This is a genomic window from Streptomyces sp. NPDC002513 (assembly GCF_053595355.1).
The window spans coordinates 75,258-94,078 of record NZ_JBSFXK010000018.1 but is presented as its reverse complement, the minus strand read 5'-3'; the positions used below and the strand labels follow the sequence as shown (position 1 = coordinate 94,078).

Here is an 18,821-nt window from a genome sequence, read left to right as displayed (position 1 = left end):
ACGCCCCCTCTCGATCATGTCGGGGACGACAAGTGTGGGAGGTACGCCGTGAGCAGCACCCTCTTCCGGACGAAGAACGTCGAGCAGTCGATCCAGGACACCGAGGAGCCGGAGCACGCGCTCAAGAAGACCCTCTCCGCACTGGACCTGACCGTGTTCGGCGTCGGGGTCATCATCGGCACCGGCATCTTCGTCCTGACCGGCAAGGTCGCCAAGGAGAACGCGGGACCGTCCGTGTCGCTGTCCTTCGTCGTGGCCGGCGTCGTCTGCGCGCTCGCCGCGCTCTGCTACGCCGAGTTCGCCTCGACGGTCCCGGTCGCGGGATCCGCCTACACGTTCTCGTACGCCACGCTCGGCGAGCTGCCCGCCTGGATCATCGGCTGGGACCTGGTCCTGGAGTTCGCGCTGGGCACGGCGGTGGTCGCCGTCGGCTGGTCCGGGTACATCCGCTCGCTGCTCGACAACGCGGGCTGGCACCTGCCCGCGTCGCTGGGCGGCCGCGAGGGGACCGGCGGGTTCGGCTTCGACATCCTCGCCGCCGCGCTCGTCCTGGTGCTCACCGCCATCCTCGTCGTCGGCATGAGGCTGTCGGCCCGGGTGACCCGGTTCGTCGTCGCCATCAAGGTCGCCGTCGTGCTGATCGTGATCGTCGCGGGTGCCTTCTTCATCGACACCGCCAACTACAAGCCGTTCGTCCCGAAGCCCGAGGCCGTACCGGCGGGCGGCAGCCTCAAGGCACCGCTCATCCAGCTCCTCGCCGGCTGGGCGCCCTCCAACTTCGGAGTGTTCGGCGTCTTCACCGCCGCGTCCGTCGTCTTCTTCGCCTTCATCGGCTTCGACATCGTGGCGACGACGGCCGAGGAGACCCGCAACCCGCAGCGTGACATGCCGCGCGGCATCCTCGGCTCCCTGCTGATCTGCACCACGCTGTACGTGGCGGTGTCGATCGTCGTCACCGGGATGGAGCCCTACCGCGACCTGTCCGTGGACGCACCCCTCGCCGACGCCTTCAAGACCATCGGACACCCCTGGTACGCGGGCGTGATCAGCTTCGGCGCCGCCATCGGCCTGACCACGGTCTGTCTGATTCTGCTGCTCGGTCAGACCCGGGTCTTCTTCGCGATGAGCCGCGACGGACTGCTGCCCCGCTTCTTCTCCCGGGTCCACCCGCGCTTCAAGACCCCGCACCGGCCGACCGTCCTGCTCGGCGTGGTCATCGCCGTCGTCGCGGGCTTCACCAGCCTCAGCGAACTCGCCGAACTCGTCAACATCGGTACGCTCTTCGCCTTCATCGTCGTGGCGATCGGCGTGATCATCCTGCGCCGGACCCGCCCCGATCTGCACCGCGCCTTCCGCACCCCGTTCGTACCGGTGGTGCCGGTCCTCTCGGTGTGCGCCTCGCTGTGGCTGATGCTGAACCTGCCCGCCGAGACCTGGCTGCGGTTCGCCATCTGGCTGGTGGCCGGCTGCTTCGTGTACTTCTTCTACGGCCGCTCGCACAGCCGTGTGGGCGAGGAGCAGCGCACGGCGGGGCGGGCCGCCGGGCGGCCGGGGAACGGAACCCCATGACCGCTGCTCAGCACCGGCCGGCCGGGGGCTCCTGCGCGCGCACCGTCCGCGGGCCCAGGACCTCCGCGCCCCGTTCCCGCACCCGGCGGCGCAGCTCCCGGTCCGCCGTGACGACCAGAACGGGACGGTCTCCGGCCTCCTGCGCCAGTTCGACGACGCGGTCGTCACCGCTGCCCGGCGCCGCCTCCACCCGTACGCCGGGCACGGACTCCACCCCGCGCGCGGCGCCCTCGACCACGAGCACCAGCTCCACCGGGCCGGGGTGGCCGGGCAGCCCCGCCCCGGCGTACGGCACCAGGCGGTCCCGCAGTCGCTCCGCCGCTCCGCGCCGGTCCCGCCACCAGCCGTCGGGCACGGATCCCACGACGTTCGCGGCGTCGACGATCACCAGGGGCGGGGCGCTCATTCCGACAGCCTCGCACGAAGCGGCGACGCCCGCTCGGCCGGCTCCGGATTAGGGCCTGTTCTGAGTTTCCCGTCGTTCGCGCGGAGCGCGGGCGTCGCGGCGTCTGGTGCGTGCGATCGCAAGGCGGAGGGTCGCCCGCGTACTGGGCGTACGTGGGCGATCCCGACAACGCGGCGAGCGCGCGTGCCAGGCGTCGCGACGCAGGCGGGAAACTCAGAACAGGCCCTAAAGTGGGGGAGTGTCAACGGTCCCTACTCTGAACGGCTCCTGGCTGCTGCGCGGCCGGGACGGCAGCCTGAGCGCCTACGCCTCGCGGGACGAAGCGGTGTGGTGCCGGGCCGAACACCACCCCGACCTTCCCTGGGCGCCCCCGCGCAAGGTCGGCGGGGACCAGCGTCTGTACGCCCAACTGGCCCTCGGCCAGGGCGTCGACGGGTATGCCCATCTCGTCGCATGGCGCCCCACGGTCCCCGGCGAGTCGGGGCTCGTCCACTCCACCCATTTCCGTCCCCGTCTGGCGCCCCTCGACTGGCTTCCGATCGGGCACCCGGACAGGAAGGGCGACCGGACCGGTCTGCCGGCGGTGGCGGTGGACGCCGAGGGCCGCGCCCATGTCCTCACGCGCAACAAGGGCGGCGGCGTCAGCATGGTCGCCCAGAAGGAGCACGGCGGCTGGGGCCCCTGGCACGACATCAAAGGCCCGGGCGCGCACGAGGAACTCGCCGCCGTGACCGGCGGATCGGGGCGCGTCGAGCTGTACGCCACCACGCCGGACGGCATCCTGCGCTGGCGCCAGGAGGAGCCCGGTGCGGCGCTGGTCCCCGACCAGGCGCTGGAGGTGGCCGTCCGGCCGGGCACGCTGACCGCCCTGCCCACCTCCAAGGAGCACACCACGCTGTTCTTCGCGGACCCCGAGGGCATGCTGCACGCCTGGCGTCCGGGCGGCGATCCGTTCCCGCTGCTCCGCGCCGCGGGCCCGGGCCCGGTGGCGGCCCTCCGCTGCACCATCGACGGCTACGACTGCACGCTGCTCGCCCAGCGTTCGGACTCCGGCCGTGTCGTCCTCGCGGCCTGCCCCACCGAGCAGGAGTCGGCCGGCCTGTGGTGGAGCGAGTCGGGTCCGCAGCTCCCGGCGGGCACCCGGGTCGCGCTGGCCGAGGACGCCGAGGGGCGGGTGGTGGCGGCGAGCCTGACCCAGGACGGCGAACTCCGCGTGGCCCGTCAGAAGGACGAGCCGGGGCTGGCACTGGGGGCCTGGCAGTCGGTGTGACGGTCGCCGGGGGTGCTCTTTGTCGCTCCTGTGCCGGGGCGCCGGTCGCCCCGGCGGCGGTTCTGCCTCAGGAGTCATGGTCCGCGGGTGGGAGGTCCTTCGTCAGGAGCGGTCGGCTGCAGGCGTAACGATTCCTTGTCAGGAACCGCCGGTGGCCGGGGACTTCTTCGCCGACGCGGGGATGTCCGAGTCGGTACGGACCGCCTTCCACAGCGTGCTCGCCTGCGGTTCGGCGGCGACGACCCGGTTCGGGTCGACCTTGTCGTACGCCACCGGAAGCATGATCGTCTCCATGGTGGACGGATCGACCCCGTTCATGCTGCGGCCGAACTCCGCCAGCTTGGTCAGGGAGGCGAGTTGCGAGTCGGTGGTCAGCGCCGCCGTCAGACTGTCCGCGATCTTGTAGGCCTTCGTCGGGCTGCCCAGCAGGTCCTGCTTCTTGATCTCGCTCAGCAGCGCCAGCATGAACTGCTGCTGGAGCCCGATACGGCCGAGGTCGCTGCCGTCCCCGATGCCGTGCCGGGTGCGGACGAACTCCAGTGACTGCGTGCCGTTCAGCCGGTGCGTGCCGGCGGTCAGATTCAGTCCGCTGGACTTGTCGTGGATGTCCTGGTCGACGGTGACGGTGACCCCGCCTATCGCGTCCACCAGTTCCTTGAAACCGGCGAAGTCGATCTCGACGTAGTGGTCCATACGCACCCCGGACATCTCCTCCACGGTCTTGACCACACAGGCCGGACCGGCAAGCGAGTAGACGGAGTTGAACATCACGCGCTTCGCGGAGGGAAGCGTGGAGCCGTCCTTGGCCGTGCACTCGGGCCGGGTGACCAGGGTGTCGCGCGGGATGCTCACGGCGACGGCTGTGCGGCGGCCCTCGGGTATGTGCATCACGAGGGCGGTGTCGGAGCGCGCCCCCGAGACATTGCCCGTCTTGAGCGCGGCGTTGGCGCCGGCGCGCGAGTCGGAGCCGAGAATCAGGATGTTCTGTCCCGATGTGGGGAGCTTCTGGGGCCGGTCGTCGCCGAGGGCCTTGTCGACGTCGACGCCCTGGATGTTGCCGTTGAGGTTGCTGTAGAACCAGTAGCCGGTCCCGGCCGCGCCGAGGACGAGGACCAGCAGGCTGAGCAGGACGATGCGACCCCAGCGGCGCTTGCCCCGCTCACGTCTGCGGCGTCGGCCGTCCGGCGGCGTGCTCGGGCCGGGGCGTTGCGTCGTCGGGGCGTGGCTCATCCTGTCCGAGTCCTCACGATTCGTGCCCCTGAACAGGGCGAGCGGTGATCGGGACTCGGGTGGGGGGTAGGCCGGTCCGCGTACTGCCTGGCTGAGATCAGAACTATAGACACGCGTCCGGACACCTGTGCGGTGGGTGTGATGTTTTCGTGACCGTCGCGCCGGCGGCAAGCGTGGCTTCCGTGATCTTGAGTCCGATTCTTACCGTTCGTCAACCTCGGACAACTCCCGCGTCTCGGTCAAGGTAGATCAAATTTGCTCGTAAAATAGGACAGTTGGGGCGTTAGATCAGATCGTTTCTGGACAGCAAGTTGAAAGTAGTGTGAAATTCCCGTGAGTGGCGGCGTTGGGTGCACAACGGTGAACCCGTGGTGCCTATGGGGGCTGAGGTGGAGTTCGACAAGGACAGGGCTGTCGGGTGCGACCCCACTGCCTGTGTTGTGAAGTCGCCGACCCGGAACCGCCCGGTCGGCCCTGACGTCCTGGAGTCGAGGCACCGCCGGTGAAGCTCTCTGTCATCGTGCCGATGTACAACGTCCGCGACTACTGCGCCACCGCACTGAAGTCCCTGGCGCTCAACGCCCGTGAGGACTTCGAGTTCATCGTGGTGGACGACTGCTCCACCGACGGCACCTTCGAGATCCTGCGGCGGGAGATAGCCAAGGTTCCCGGCGGGATCCTCTACCAGAACCCGCGGAACTCCGGTATCTCCTTCACCCGGAACGCCGGCCTGCGCATGGCCCGCGGCAAGTACATCGCCTTCCTCGACGGCGACGACTGGTTCGCGCCCGGCTATCTCCAGCAGCTCGTGGCGGCTATCGAGCACTTCGGCTGCGACTTCGTCCGTACCGACCACGTCCGCGTGGTCGGCAGGAAGCGGGAGATCGTCCGCTCGCCGCAGGCCGTGCGCAACACCCTGCTGGCGCCGATCCAGTCGATCATGCCGGCGAACGCCTCGACCATGATCGACTATCCGCTGGTCTGGGCCGGCATCTTCGACCGCGAACTGCTCGCGCGCCGCGGCCTGCTGTTCTTCGACGAGAAGCTGCGCACGGCCGAGGACCGGATGTGGACCTGGCGCCTCCACCTGTACACGCAGTCCTACGCGGCGGTCGACCTGGCGGGCATCTTCTACCGCCGTGACGTCAGCACCTCGCTCACCCGCATCCCGGACGAACGCCAGCTCGACTTCATCCCCTGCTTCGAGCGCGTGGCCCAGGAGGTCTCCGCCCATCCCTGGGGAGCGCACATCATGCCGAAGGTGATCCGGACCTTCTGCGCCATGATGGCCATCCACCTGGACCGGGCCGACACCTACGAGGACGACGTCAGGGCGCTCCTCAAGCACCGGGTGTCCGTGGCGCTGGACCGCCTGCCGCAGGACCTGCTGGAGCAGACCCTTCACGAGATGGGCGAGCGCCGGGCCAAGCTCATCAACTCCGTACGGGGAACCGCCCCCGCCGCCGATCCGTACGCCGATCCGCACGGCCCGCAGGACAACCGGGGCCGCCCTGTCCTGGAGGCCGTCCCCGCGCCGCCCACGCGCGGAGGCCACCCGAGCCCGCAGCCCGCGCACGGTGCGCAGCCGGGCCCCGCGACCGCGCGCGCCGCGTACCAGGGCAGGCCCCGTCCGCGGCCGGGCCGCCAGGAACTCGGGGTCACGGCCTGATGACCCAGATATTCGTCGCCTCCACTCTCTACGGGGCGCTGACCCTGGCCGCCGCGATCGACGCGGGCCAGTTCGGCCCGTCCGGAGCCGGCCGGCGCATCCTCGTCGTCTGCACCAACACGGAGATCCCGGAGGTCACCACCCCCCTCGACGCGATGGAGGGGTTCGAGCCGCTGCGGTCCCGCTTCGACATGGTGATCTCCTGGAACGAGGTGATCTACCCGTACCACCCGAGCCTGTGGGACCCGCGCGGCGAGGACGTGCCCATGTGGCGCGAACTGCTCGGCCTGCGCTGGAACATCCCGTACGGCGCACTGGAACTCGTCGTCGAGTCCATCCAGGTCAAACCCGCGCTGACGTTCTGCAAGATCTTCCGGGACGCCCGGATCACCGTGTACGCCGACGGCCTGATGACGTACGGTCCCACCCGCAACGAGCTTCCCCGCGACGTGTACACGCGCATCCGCCGCACGCTGTACCTGGATCTGATCCCCGGCCTGCGTCCGCTGCTGCTGAGCGAGTACCAGGTGCCGGCCGAGCCGGTCGAGACCGCCGCGGTGCAGCGCGTGTTCACGGAACTGGCCGAGGCCTGCGCGCCCACCCTGGCCTCCTCGATCCCGGCATCCTTCCCCTCGGGACGCTCGGGCGCGGCCATGCTGCTCGGCCAGTACCTCTCCAGCCTCGGCATTCTCACCGAGGAGGAAGAGGAGGGGCTGCACCTGCGGATGTTCGAGTCCGCCGTGAACCTCGGCTTCACGTCAGTCCTCTTCAAGCCGCACCCGAGTGCTCCACAGAGCCTGACGGAGTCGCTGGTACGACGGGCCGACGAGCTCGGCATCGAACTGCTGGTGCTGGAGACACCGCTGCTCGCCGAGGCCGTGTACGGATACCTCCGGCCCGTCGTCGTGATCGGCTGCTTCTCCACCGGGCTGTTCACCGCCCGCGCGGTCTACGGCATCCCGGCGGCGGCCGTCGGCGCCCGCGAGGTGCTGCGGAAGCTGCGCCCGTACCCCAACAGCAACCGCATCCCCATCACCATCTGTGAAATCGCTCTGCCGGACCTGGAGGGCCACGGCTTCGCGGGCCCCGACCTGCTGGGCAGCCCCGACTGGGTACGCGACGAACTCACCGAGTACATCGCGACCGTCGGGTTCTGCATGCAGCCCCAGCGCTACGGGCATCTGCGCGACCGTGCCGTCGCGTACGTGACACGCGTACTCCCGCAGATGGACGTCCGTCCCGCTCTGCGCATGCACTTCAAGCCGGACCTGCTCTACAAGCTGTCGCTGCCGGGCGCGCCCTCCGAAGTCGAGATGCAGGAGATCCAACGGGCGAAGAAGGCGGCCAAGGGGCAGGACGGCGACACGGCGAAGCCGGCCGTGGAAGAGCTGACGGTCGCCTCGTTCACCGAACACCTGGAGGCCGGCGAATTCGGGGTGGCGCGCCGTATCGGCGAACACATCCTCAAGGAGCGCAAGCCGCTGGACGTGCTGATCGGAATGGCACGCATCTTCGTCGGGGACGACGACCTCGAGCAGGCCAAGCGCATGCTCTCGCTCGCCGCGATGGCGGGGGACGAACGCGCGATGGCCTGGATCAAGATCGCGGAAGTCGCCGCCCTGATGGGCCGCGAGGGCAAGCCGCTGCGCGTGTTCGCGGCCCAGGAAGCACTGCGCATCAATCCCGATTCCGGGGCTGCGACGCGGCTGCTGAAGGACCGCGGGGCCCGCAAGGTCGCCAAGGCGATGGCGACGGGCTGAGAAGAAACGGCAGAGGCGATGCGCATTCACGTACTCGCCGACTCCGATACCCGCTGGAAATGGGGTGGTGAGTTGGCGCAACGGCTCCACTCCCGTCCCCGGTTGCACGCACACATGCTCAACGGCCGCTCCACGCCGACGACCCGGCAGATGGAAGAGGTCGGCATCCCGACCGAGTCCATCAGCCACTCCTCCGTCGCCGAATTCGTCACCGATCCCGAACTGGCCAGGGCGGACGTCCTCATCATCGGTTCCGTGGGCGGGACGACCCAGGCGATCCTGCACGGCCTCGCCCGCAGTTTCGCTCAGCAGCCCCGCCGGCCCGTGCTCGTCACCGGCTATGTGGGAGTCGTGTACGAGAACCTGACGGACGGTCTGCTGCTGCGGGCCGGGGCCGACGTCGTGCTCGCCAACAGCCCGTTCGACGCACGCCGCTTCCGTGAGATCTACCGGGGGCTCGGCATATCCGACCACTGCGTCGTCCAGACCGCGCTGCCCTTCCTCGCTGACCACCGGTACGACCCCACGCGCACCGGCGCGACGCACCCCTTCACGGTCACGTTCGCGGTCCAGCCCTCGGTCCCCGAGGACCGCGAGGGCCGGCTCTACGTCCTGCGCCGCGCCATCCAGCACGCGCGGCTGCGGCCGGGGCGCGAGGTGCTGATCAAACTCCGCTCCAAGCCGGGCGAGCAGACCACTCACATCGAGCCGTTCCACTACGAGACCCTCGCCGAGCAGCTCGACGAACCGCTCCCGCCCAACCTGCGGTTCGTCTACGGCAACATGGGGGAGGTCCTCGACCGCACCGACCTCCTGGTCACCGTCAGCTCGACGGCCGCCCTGGAGTCGATGCACCGCGGCATTCCCACGGCGATCCTCAGCGATCTGGGTGTCCGGGAACCGCACGGCAACCACTACTTCACCGGCTCCGGCTGCGTCGTCTCCTGGAACGAGATCGACGAGGGGGCGCTGCCGTACGCCCACCCGGGCTGGCTGGAGGAACAGGGCATCCTGGCCCTCGATCCGTACGCGCAGCTGCGCGACCGGGTCGCGTACCTGGCCGGCTTCCCGTCCCTGCCGCCGATCCGGCCGTACTACACGATGCAGAACGCCCCGGGCTATCTGCCCAAGCTGCTGGCCCGCAGGGGGCTGGACCCGAACGGTGAACCGCTGCCCCACGCCGTGGCCGCCGCCGGGCGCCGGCACGGTCTCCTGACCCGGGCCTCCCGGAAGGCGCTGCGCAGCGCCTACCGCTTCGGAGTCCAGACGGTGGCTCCCAAGATCCAGCGCTGGGGCGGCCTGTAGGCCGGCCTCTGATTCCGTCACCCAGCTTCCCCTCCCACCTCGCCACCGTCCGTACGACCGACTCACCATGAGGCCCTTTATGTCACCATCCGTATCCGATCGCGTCGTGACCGCGGTGATACCCGCCCGTGGGGGCTCCAAGGGCATCCCCGGCAAGAACCTCGCCCGTGTGGCCGGGGTCTCGCTGCTCGGGCGTGCCGTTCAGGCCTGCCGCGCCGCGCGCCGGGTCACCCGGGTCGTGGTGTCGACGGACGTGGCGGACATCGCCGCCGAGGCCCGGCTGCACGGTGCCGAGGTGGTGGTGCGGCCGGCCGAGCTGTCCTCCGACACCGCCTCCAGCGAGTCCGCGCTGCTGCACGCGCTGGACACGGTCGAGGAACGGCACGGCGAACTCACCGACGTGCTCCTCTTCGTCCAGGCCACCAGCCCGTTCCTGACCACGCAGGACGTCGAGGGCGTCGTCTCCGCCGTACTCGACGGCGGCGCCGACTCCGCGTTCACCGCCTCCCCCTTCCACGGGTTCGTCTGGCGCGGAGCCCGCGCGGGAGGCGACGCCTCCGTCGTGGCCGGCGCGCAGGGCGTCAACCACGACAGCGCCGAGCGGCTGCGCCGCCAGGACCGCCCCGAGGAGTTCCTGGAGACCGGCGCCGCCTACGCGATGCGGGCCCAGGGCTTCCGCGACAAGGGGCACCGCTTCTTCGGGAACGTCGCGGCCGTGCCCGTCGACCCCGCCCGCACGCTGGAGATCGACGAACCCGCCGACCTGGCCCGGGCCCGGGCACTTGCTCCGCTCGTCGACACCCAGGTCTTCCCGACCCGCGCGGACATCGACGCGGTCGTCCTCGACTTCGACGGCACCCAGACCGACGACCGGGTGTGGATCGACGCCGACGGACACGAGACGGTCGCTGTCCACCGCGGGGACGGCATGGGGATCTCCCGGCTCCGCGCGGCCGGCGTCCCGGTCCTCATCCTCTCCAGCGAGACCAACCCCGTGGTCGCCGCCCGCGCACGCAAGCTCGGCATCCCCGTCATCCACGGGGTGGACCGCAAGGACGTCGAACTGCGCACCTGGTACGAGGCCGAGGGCATCGCCCCCGAACGGATCCTCTACGCCGGCAACGACGTCAACGACCTGCCCTGTTTCGATCTTGTCGGCTGGCCCGTCGCCGTGGCCGACGCCCACGACATCGTCCGTGAACGAGCACGCGCCGTGACCACGTCACGCGGGGGCCACGGCGTTGTCCGCGAGATAGCAACACACCTTCTTGGAAAGGCTCTCTGAACCCATGCACTACCCCCGTACCCGCAAGATCGGCTCCCGCCAGGTCGGTCCCGGCTCGCCGGCCTACGTCATCGGCGAGATCGGCATCAACCACAACGGCGACCTCGAGAACGCGTTCAAGCTGATCGACGCCGCGGCCGAGGCCGGCTGCGACGCGGTCAAGTTCCAGAAGCGCACCCCGGAGATCTGCACCCCCCGCGACCAGTGGGACATCGAGCGCGACACCCCCTGGGGCCGGATGACCTACATCGACTACCGCCACCGCGTGGAGTTCGGTGAGGACGAGTACCGCCGGATCGACGCGCACTGCAAGGAGAAGGGGATCGACTGGTTCGCCTCCCCGTGGGACACCGAGGCCGTCGCCTTCCTGGAGAAGTTCGACGTCCCCGCCCACAAGGTGGCCTCCGCCTCCCTCACCGACGACGAGCTGCTGCGCGCCCTGCGCGCCACCGGAAAGACGATCATCCTCTCCACCGGGATGTCGACCCCGCAGCAGATCCGCCACGCCGTCGAGGTGCTGGGCAGCGAGAACATCGTGCTGCTGCACGCGACATCGACGTACCCGGCGAAGGCCGAGGAGCTGAACCTGCGGGTCATCAACACCCTGCAGCAGGAGTACCCGAACGTCCCGATCGGCTACTCCGGTCACGAGATCGGTCTGCAGACCACCGTAGCCGCGGTGGCCATCGGCGCCTGCATGGTCGAGCGTCACATCACCCTCGACCGCGCGATGTGGGGCTCCGACCAGGCCGCCTCCGTGGAGCCGCAGGGCCTCACGCGCCTGGTCCGCGACATCCGCATCATCGAGGCCTCCCTCGGTGACGGCGTCAAGAAGGTCTACGACTCCGAACTGGGCCCGATGAAGAAGCTGCGCCGTGTCGCCGGCGTGATCGCCGAGGCGGCGGTCCCGGTCGCATGACGAGCACCCTCGCCCTGGTGGAGAGCCCCGCCCAGCTGCTGAACGTGGCGGAATGGGCTCATCACGCCCACCAGGGCGAGGGATCCTTCCACCGGGGCGGGGACGCATCCGTACACGTGGCGGTGCTCATGCCGCTGGATCCGTGGTCCAGGGTGCAGCTCGCCCGCGTGGCCGAACTGACCGCGGACAGCGGGATGGAGATCACGCGCTTCGAGATCAGGTCCGGGACGGTCAACCGGATGCGGCAGTTCACCGCCGTCCGCAGACTGGTGACCCAGGCCGAGCGGCTCGTCGTGGGCGATCTGTTCTCCGGAATGGTGCAGACGCTGCTGCCTTCGGCGAGAGCCGGGGAACTGGTGATCGTCGACGACGGGACGGCCACGACCGAGTTCGTGCGCATCGTCACCGAAGGCCGCGACCTGACCCGGTGGCACCAGCAGACCGCCCGGGCCGGCCGCAGTGCCAAGGCGATGGACTGGCTCACCGCCCCGTCGCTGCGGCGCTCCCTGTTCACGTGCATGGAGGTCGCGGCGCCGCCCGGCATCACGATCGTGGCGAACACCTACGCCTGGACGCGCTCCCGGTTCGGGCGGCCGGTGGCCCGCTCCGGAGCCGATCTGCTGGGCACCTCGCTGGTCGAGACGGGGATCGTGGGCGAGGACCGCTATCTGGAAGCCGTACGCACCATCACGCGGGCACGCGGAGTGGACCGGTACCTGGCCCACCGCCGGGAGAGCAGGGAGAAACTCCGGCGCATCACCGAGAGCACCGGAGTCACGGTGCTCCGGCCCGACCTGCCACTGGAACTCCTGGCGGCTCAGGGACCCATCGGGCAGACGGTCCTGACGTTCCCGTCCACGGTCGCCCACACCCTGCCGATCGTGCTCCGCGGGCTGGGCGTCCGCGTCGAACTCTGCGAGATCGACGAGTCCTGGTTCACCTCGCACACCACGTCCCACGCGGTGAGCTTCCTGCGTACCATGACGGAGTCCGCGAAACGCCGCCACGGACTGCCGAGCATGCGGCTCACAGCCGGCGCCACTGCCCCAAGGTGAGCCCCGAGGGCGACGACTGCCGGGTGACGTACGGGGAACCGTCGGTGGAGATCATCGCCAGCGTGATACGGCCGTGCCCGTCCAGTGCGAGCGCCGGATTCCCGAGACAGGGCCGGCCGACGTCCGCCCACTGCACACCCCAGTCTTCGGCGCCCGTCACGAACGCCCCGAAGATCGGGCTGCCGGCCAGGCCGCGATGGGTGAGGATCGTGCAGTCCTGACCGTCGATCAGGGTGCGCAGGGCGGACGGGGCGCCACCTGCCGGGGCTCCGCCGATCTGGACGACCGAACCGTTCGGGCGGATCGCGAGCAGGCCGGAGGAGTACGCGTCGCCGACGTAGTACGTGAGCTGGTCCTCGGCGGTCTCCAGGGCCACACCGCTGCCCGGGACCATAGTCACGGCGATGTCCTCGCGGCGCTCGAACTCCCCGCCGCGCACGGGCTGCTGCCAGTGGTGCAGAGGCTTGTCCGAGGGCGCGAGCACGCCGATCCGGCCCTTGGAGGTGACGCCGACGGTCACCCCCTCGTGCAGCGCGCTGCCCCGCAGGTCCTTCCAGGGACGCCACTTTCCGTCCTTGTCCTCGTGCCGCACATGCAGGCCACGGCCCGCGTTGCGGACGAAGACGTGCAACGTCCCCGCAGTGTCGACGGCGCCGGTGGGATATCCGAGACGGGGATGACGGTCGTCCGTCTCCTTGTACGGGTTGGCGAGCGCGCGCCAGTCGTTGATGGGCCGGCCCGACTGGTACTGCATCGTGTACATCAGGTCGGTCGTCGTACGGCCGTCATCGCGCCGCCGGGTGCGGTGGGCCAGGAAATGCAGATAGCCGTCGGCGCCCTGGGCGATCGAGACGTGGCTCAGGCCCGGGGGAACGGGAAAAACCTGCGGACCCTCCCACTCCGGCCCGCCGGGGCGAATCTCCGTCCAGCGCAGCAAGCCCTCCGGGGACAGCGCGAATACGGTGAGACGGCCGTCCGTTCCACGGCTGAGCCAGGTGCCTTCGAGGGAACTCTCGGCTCGGTCAGCGGAAGACTCCGGGTCATGAGCCTCGGCCTGGGGTGCGCGCCGCGGTGCCTTCGCTCTTCCCCGCATGATGTGCCGTCATTCCTTCCCTAGTCCGGAACGGCCTCGCCATACGGCGACCAGGATCGGCACATTATAGGCCGAAGATTTTTACATCCTTTCACTTCGTCTTGTCTTCGTGATTTCCGTTGAACGCCGATGCCCGGCACTCCCATCGGAGTGCCGGGCACCTTCGCCATGCGGAAAACGCGGTGCGGAGACTACGCCGGCACCGACGCCACGCCCGGCTGAAGGAACCTCTTGCCGTTCACGCGCTCGGAGACGCCCTCGCGGTCCAGGTACGGCGTGATGCCGCCCAGGTGGAAGGGCCAGCCGGCGCCCGTGATCAGGCACAGGTCGATGTCCTGGGCCTCGGCCACGACACCCTCGTCGAGCATCAGGCCGATCTCCTGCGCGACCGCGTCCAGCACCCGCTCGCGGACCTGCTCCTCGGTCAGCACCGTGTCGCCCTGCTTCAGCAGCGCGGCGACCTCCGGGTCCAGCTCCGGCTTGCCGCTGTCGTAGACGTAGAAGCCGCGCTTGCCCGCCTCGACGACCGCCTTGAGGTTCGGGGAGACGGTGAAGCGGTCCGGGAACGCCTTGTTGAGGGTCTCCGAGACGTGCAGGCCGATCGCCGGGCCGACCAGCTCCAGCAGCACCAGCGGCGACATCGGCAGACCGAGCGGCTCGACCGCCTTCTCCGCGACCTCGACCGGGGTGCCCTCGTCGATGACGTTCTGGATCTCGCCCATGAAGCGGGTGAGGATGCGGTTGACGACGAACGCCGGGGCGTCCTTGACCAGAACCGCGGTCTTCTTCAGCTTCCTGGCGACGCCGAACGCCGTGGCGAGCGACGCGTCGTCGGTCTTCTCGCCGCGGACGATCTCCAGCAGCGGCAGCACCGCGACCGGGTTGAAGAAGTGGAAGCCGACGACCCGCTCGGGGTGCTGGAGCTTCGAGGCCATCTCCGTCACCGACAGGGAGGAGGTGTTGGTCGCGAGAACCGCGTGCGCGGGCGCGACCGCCTCGACCTCGGCGAACACCTGCTGCTTGACCGACATCTCCTCGAACACGGCCTCGATGATGAAGTCCGCGTCCGCGAAGCCCTCCGCCTTGTCCAGGACACCGGACACCAGCGCCTTGAGACGGTTGGCCTTGTCCTGGTTCACGCGGCCCTTGGCGAGCAGCTTGTCGATCTCGCCCTGGACGTAGCCCACACCCTTGTCGACGCGCTCCTGGTCGATGTCCGTGAGGACGACCGGGACCTCGAGGCGGCGCAGGAAGAGCAGGGCGAGCTGCGAGGCCATCAGACCCGCGCCGACCACACCCACCTTGGTGACCGGGCGCGCCAGGTTCTTGTCGGGAGCACCCGCGGGACGCTTGCCGCGCTTCTGGACGAGGTTGAACGCGTAGATGCCGGCGCGCAGTTCGCCGCCCATGATCAGGTCCGCGAGGGCCTGGTCCTCGGCGTCGTAGCCCTGCTGCAGGTCACCGTTCTTGGCCGCGGCGATGATGTCGAGCGCGCGGTAGGCGGCCGGAGCCGCGCCGTGCACCTTGCTGTCGGCGATGAAGCGGCCCCGGGCGACCGCCTGGTCCCAGGCCTCGCCGCGGTCGATCGCCGGCCGCTCGATCTCGATCTCGCCCTTGAGGACCGCCGTCGTCCAGACCAGCGACTGCTCCAGGAAGTCGGCGCCCTCGAAGAGGGCGTCGGCGATGCCCAGTTCGTAGACCTGCTTGCCCTTGAGCTGCTTGTTCTGGTTGAGCGAGTTCTCGATGATGACCGTGACGGCCTTGTCGGCGCCGATCAGGTTCGGCAGCAGGGTGCAGCCGCCCCAGCCCGGAACGAGACCGAGGAACACCTCGGGGAGGGAGAACGCCGGGATGGCCGCGGACACCGTGCGGTAGGTGCAGTGCAGGCCGACCTCGACGCCGCCGCCCATCGCCGCGCCGTTGTAGTACGCGAACGTCGGCACGGCCAGCTTCGACAGGCGCTTGAAGACCTCGTGGCCGCCCTTGCCGATGGCCAGCGCGTCCTCGTGGCGCTTCAGCAGCTCGACGCCCTTGAGGTCGGCGCCGACCGCGAAGATGAACGGCTTGCCGGTGATGCCGACGCCGACGATCTCGCCGCCCGCGGCCTCCTTCTCGACCTGGTCGATCGCGATGTCGAGGTTCGCGAGGGACTGTGGGCCGAAGGTGGTCGGCTTGGTGTGGTCCAGGCCGTTGTCGAGGGTGATCAGGGCGAAACGGCCCGCACCCTGCGGCAGGTCGAAGTGGCGTACGTGCGCCTGCGTGACGACCTCGCCCGGGAACAGCTCGGCCGCACCCTTCAGCAGTTCAGCGGTGGTGCTCACTTGTCCCCCTCGAAGTGCGGGTTCTCCCAGATGACCGTCGCGCCCATGCCGAAACCGACGCACATGGTGGTCAGGCCGTAACGGACCTGCGGCTGCTCCTCGAACTGGCGGGCCAGCTGCGTCATCAGACGGATGCCGGAGGCGGCGAGCGGGTGACCGAAGGCGATGGCGCCGCCGTACTGGTTGACGCGCGCGTCGTCGTCCGCGATGCCGTAGTGGTCGAGGAAGGCCAGCACCTGCACCGCGAAGGCCTCGTTGATCTCGAACAGGCCGATGTCGGAGATGGACAGGCCCGCCTTGGCGAGGGCCTTCTCCGTCGCCGGGATCGGGCCGTAGCCCATGACCTCCGGCTCGACGCCCGCGAAGGCGTACGTGACCAGACGCATCTTGACGGGCAGGCCCATCTCGCGCGCGAAGTCCTCGGACGCGAGGATCGAGGCGGTGGCGCCGTCGTTCAGACCGGCCGCGTTGCCCGCGGTGACCCGGCCGTGGACGCGGAAGGGCGTCTTGAGGTTCGCCAGGTTCTCCAGGGTGGTGCCCGGGCGCATCGGCTCGTCGGAGGTGACCAGGCCCCAGCCCGTCTCACCGCCCTCGGGGCTGGTGCGGCGGACCGAGATCGGCACGAGGTCCTGCTGGATCTTGCCGTTGGCGTAGGCCTTGGCGGCCTTCTCCTGCGACCGCACGGCGTACTCGTCGGCGCGCACCTTGGTGATCTGCGGGAAGCGGTCGTGCAGGTTCTCCGCCGTCATGCCCATGAACAGGGCCGACTCGTCGACCAGCTTCTCGCTCACGAACCGCGGGTTCGGGTCGACGCCCTCGCCCATCGGGTGACGGCCCATGTGCTCGACACCACCGGCGATGACGGCGTCGTAGGCGCCGAACGCGATGGAGCCCGCCGTCGTCGTCACGGCGGTCAGCGCGCCCGCGCACATGCGGTCGATGGAGTAGCCGGGCACCGAGGTCGGCAGGCCCGCGAGGATGCCCGCGGTGCGGCCGAGGGTCAGGCCCTGGTCGCCGATCTGGGTGGTCGCGGCGACGGCGACGTCGTCGATCTTCTTCGGGTCGAGACCCGGGTTGCGGCGCAGCAGCTCCCGGATCGCCTTCACGACGAGGTCGTCGGCGCGGGTCTCGTGGTAGATGCCCTTCGGGCCCGCCTTGCCGAACGGGGTACGGACGCCGTCGACGAAGACGACGTCCCTGACGGTACGAGGCACGATGGCTCTCCTCCAGGGTGCGGGATGGCACTGCTGCGACGCGCTGAGCGCGCGCTCAGTCTCATGCTACTTGTGAGTAACCAAGCTGCCCAGTCCCGCCGGGCCAAGCGGTGAAGGTCACACCCCCGACAGGGGGACGAAGAGGAGGGAGAGGGGGCGAGACGGGTGGAAAGGGGCGGAGAGGGGGCGGGGAGGTGTCGTGTGAGAGGCGGCTGGTTGGCGTGATTTCGACGCTCGGCTGCCGGGGGCACGGGGTGCGGCCGTGTGCGTACGGCGGCGGGGCGGCTCGTGGCCGCGCCCGCCTCGTGCGTGCCGGTGGGTCCTGCGTGCGGGTGTGTCCGGCCTCAGCCGTTGACGGACAGCGCGGTCACGAGCACCGGGGTGACCTGCTCGACCTGCCAGGGCCGGGCGCCGTACCCGGTGAGCGCGGCGGCGACCGACGCGGCGTCGGCCGGCTTCGGCGGCTCCCAGCACAGGCGCCGTACGACGTCCGGGGAGATCAGGTTCTCCTGCGGCATGGCGAGCTGCTCGGCGAGCGCCGAGACCGCGGCGCGCGCGGCGGACAGCCGGGCCGCGGCCGCCGGGTCCCGGTCGGCCCACGCACGCGGCGGCGGGGGACCGGCCGCCGGCTGCCCGGGCTGCGGCAGCTCGGCCTCGGGCAGGGCCTTGGCCCGGTCGATCGCGGCCTGCCACTGCTCCAGCTGACGCCGGCCCATGCGGTGGCCGAAGCCGCTCAGCGAGGCCAGGGCGTGCACGTTCGGCGGCAGGGCGAGTGCGGCCTCGATGATCGCGGCGTCCCCGAGCACCTTGCCCGGCGAGACGTCGCGGCGCTGCGCGATCCGGTCCCGGGTCTGCCACAGCTCACGGACGGCCGCCATCTGCCGGCGGCGGCGCACCTTGTGCATCCCGGACGTACGGCGCCAGGGGTCCTTGCGGGGCTCCGCCGGAGGGGCGGAGGCGATCGCCTCGAACTCCTGCTGGGCCCAGTCCAGCTTGCCCTGCCGGTCCAGGTCCTTCTCCAGGGCGTCCCGCAGGTCGACGAGCTCCTCGACGTCGAGGGCGGCATAGCGCAGCCACGGCTCGGGCAGCGGCCGGGTCGACCAGTCGACGGCCGAGTGTCCCTTCTCCAGGACGAAGCCCAGGACGCTCTCCACCATGGCGCCGAGGCCCACCCGCGGATACCCGGCGAGGCGCCCGGCCAGCTCGGTGTCGAACAGGCGCGTGGGCACCATGCCTATCTCGCGCAGACAGGGCAGGTCCTGGGTGGCGGCGTGCAGCACCCACTCCACACCGGAGAGCGCCTCGCCCAGGGCCGACAGGTCGGGGCAGGCCACGGGGTCGATCAACGCGGTGCCCGCGCCCGCGCGACGGAGCTGGACCAGATAGGCGTGCTGGCCGTAGCGGTAGCCGGACGCGCGTTCGGCGTCGACGGCGACGGGGCCTCTGCCGGCGGCGAACGCGGCGATCACCTCGGCGAGCGAGGCCTCGTCGGCGATCACGGGCGGAATGCCGTCACGCGGCTCCAGCAAGGGGATCGGCGCCGCTTCGACATCGTCCGGAGGGGCGCCTCCGGTGGTTCGCAGTGGGCTGTCTGCTGCGGTCTCTTCGGCGTCGGTCACCTGTCAAGGGTATCTGTGCGTGGACGGCGCCCGCCGACGGAACGTTCCGTCGACGGGCGCTGGAGGGGCGTAAATCAGCCACGTATGACACAGGGCGGCGCGGGCT

General features: G+C 70.2%; 14 protein-coding genes. 8 read left to right on the top strand and 6 right to left on the bottom strand.

Annotated elements, in window-relative coordinates:
- The first annotated feature begins 48 nt into the window (after positions 1-48).
- Positions 49-1,569, top strand: coding sequence for an amino acid permease (locus ACWD5Q_RS15210; protein WP_451427445.1), 1,521 nt, complete (start codon positions 49-51; stop codon positions 1,567-1,569).
- 7 nt (positions 1,570-1,576) lie between these two features.
- On the opposite strand, the gene ACWD5Q_RS15205 is transcribed toward ACWD5Q_RS15210, so the two are convergent.
- On the bottom strand, positions 1,577-1,975 hold the full coding sequence (locus ACWD5Q_RS15205) for an NTP pyrophosphohydrolase (RefSeq protein ID WP_451427444.1): 399 nt from the start codon (positions 1,973-1,975) through the stop codon (positions 1,577-1,579).
- A gap of 256 nt (positions 1,976-2,231) precedes the next feature.
- On the opposite strand from ACWD5Q_RS15205, the gene ACWD5Q_RS15200 reads away from it, so the two are divergent.
- A complete protein-coding gene (locus ACWD5Q_RS15200) occupies positions 2,232-3,245 on the top strand; it encodes a hypothetical protein (RefSeq protein WP_451427462.1) in 1,014 nt (337 codons plus the stop codon).
- 138 nt (positions 3,246-3,383) lie between these two features.
- Here ACWD5Q_RS15200 and ACWD5Q_RS15195 read toward each other — a convergent pair whose 3' ends face one another.
- On the bottom strand, positions 3,384-4,475 hold the full coding sequence (locus ACWD5Q_RS15195) for an LCP family protein (protein WP_451427443.1): 1,092 nt from the start codon (positions 4,473-4,475) through the stop codon (positions 3,384-3,386).
- A 502-nt stretch (positions 4,476-4,977) separates the two neighbouring features.
- On the opposite strand from ACWD5Q_RS15195, the gene ACWD5Q_RS15190 reads away from it, so the two are divergent.
- From ACWD5Q_RS15190 to ACWD5Q_RS15165, 6 genes are all read left to right on the top strand, one after another.
- Positions 4,978-6,144 carry a glycosyltransferase gene (locus ACWD5Q_RS15190; protein ID WP_451427442.1) on the top strand — a complete coding sequence of 389 codons (1,167 nt, stop codon included), beginning with the start codon at positions 4,978-4,980 and terminating at the stop codon, positions 6,142-6,144.
- Positions 6,144-7,904, top strand: a complete 1,761-nt coding sequence (locus tag ACWD5Q_RS15185; protein WP_451427441.1) for an alpha-2,8-polysialyltransferase family protein — start codon at positions 6,144-6,146, stop codon at positions 7,902-7,904. Before ACWD5Q_RS15190 ends, ACWD5Q_RS15185 begins: the two co-directional genes overlap by 1 nt.
- Before the next feature lie 18 nt (positions 7,905-7,922).
- The gene (locus ACWD5Q_RS15180; RefSeq protein WP_451427440.1) at positions 7,923-9,209 is read left to right on the top strand and encodes a DUF6716 putative glycosyltransferase; all 1,287 of its coding nucleotides are present in this window, start codon (positions 7,923-7,925) and stop codon (positions 9,207-9,209) included.
- A 79-nt stretch (positions 9,210-9,288) separates the two neighbouring features.
- A complete protein-coding gene (locus ACWD5Q_RS15175) occupies positions 9,289-10,494 on the top strand; it encodes a cytidylyltransferase domain-containing protein (protein WP_451427439.1) in 1,206 nt (401 codons plus the stop codon).
- 4 nt (positions 10,495-10,498) lie between these two features.
- Positions 10,499-11,413: an N-acetylneuraminate synthase family protein gene (locus tag ACWD5Q_RS15170; protein WP_451427438.1), complete on the top strand. Its 915-nt coding sequence runs from the start codon at positions 10,499-10,501 to the stop codon at positions 11,411-11,413.
- A complete protein-coding gene (locus ACWD5Q_RS15165) occupies positions 11,410-12,468 on the top strand; it encodes a hypothetical protein (RefSeq protein WP_451427437.1) in 1,059 nt (352 codons plus the stop codon). Before ACWD5Q_RS15170 ends, ACWD5Q_RS15165 begins: the two co-directional genes overlap by 4 nt.
- Here the strand turns inward: ACWD5Q_RS15165 and ACWD5Q_RS15160 are convergent.
- The 4 genes from ACWD5Q_RS15160 to ACWD5Q_RS15145 all read right to left on the bottom strand — a co-directional run bounded on the left by ACWD5Q_RS15160 (position 12,440) and on the right by ACWD5Q_RS15145 (position 18,715).
- The gene (locus ACWD5Q_RS15160; RefSeq protein WP_451427436.1) at positions 12,440-13,561 is read right to left on the bottom strand and encodes a hypothetical protein; all 1,122 of its coding nucleotides are present in this window, start codon (positions 13,559-13,561) and stop codon (positions 12,440-12,442) included. The genes ACWD5Q_RS15165 and ACWD5Q_RS15160 overlap by 29 nt on opposite strands.
- Before the next feature lie 191 nt (positions 13,562-13,752).
- Positions 13,753-15,882 (bottom strand): 3-hydroxyacyl-CoA dehydrogenase NAD-binding domain-containing protein, encoded by a 2,130-nt coding sequence (locus tag ACWD5Q_RS15155; protein ID WP_451427435.1) that lies wholly within the window; start codon positions 15,880-15,882, stop codon positions 13,753-13,755.
- Entirely contained in the window at positions 15,879-17,096 is a 1,218-nt protein-coding gene (locus ACWD5Q_RS15150; protein ID WP_451427434.1) for a thiolase family protein, read from the bottom strand. Before ACWD5Q_RS15150 ends, ACWD5Q_RS15155 begins: the two co-directional genes overlap by 4 nt.
- Positions 17,097-17,440: 344 nt before the next feature.
- Entirely contained in the window at positions 17,441-18,715 is a 1,275-nt protein-coding gene (locus ACWD5Q_RS15145; protein ID WP_451427433.1) for an HRDC domain-containing protein, read from the bottom strand.
- Positions 18,716-18,821: the final 106 nt, after the last annotated feature.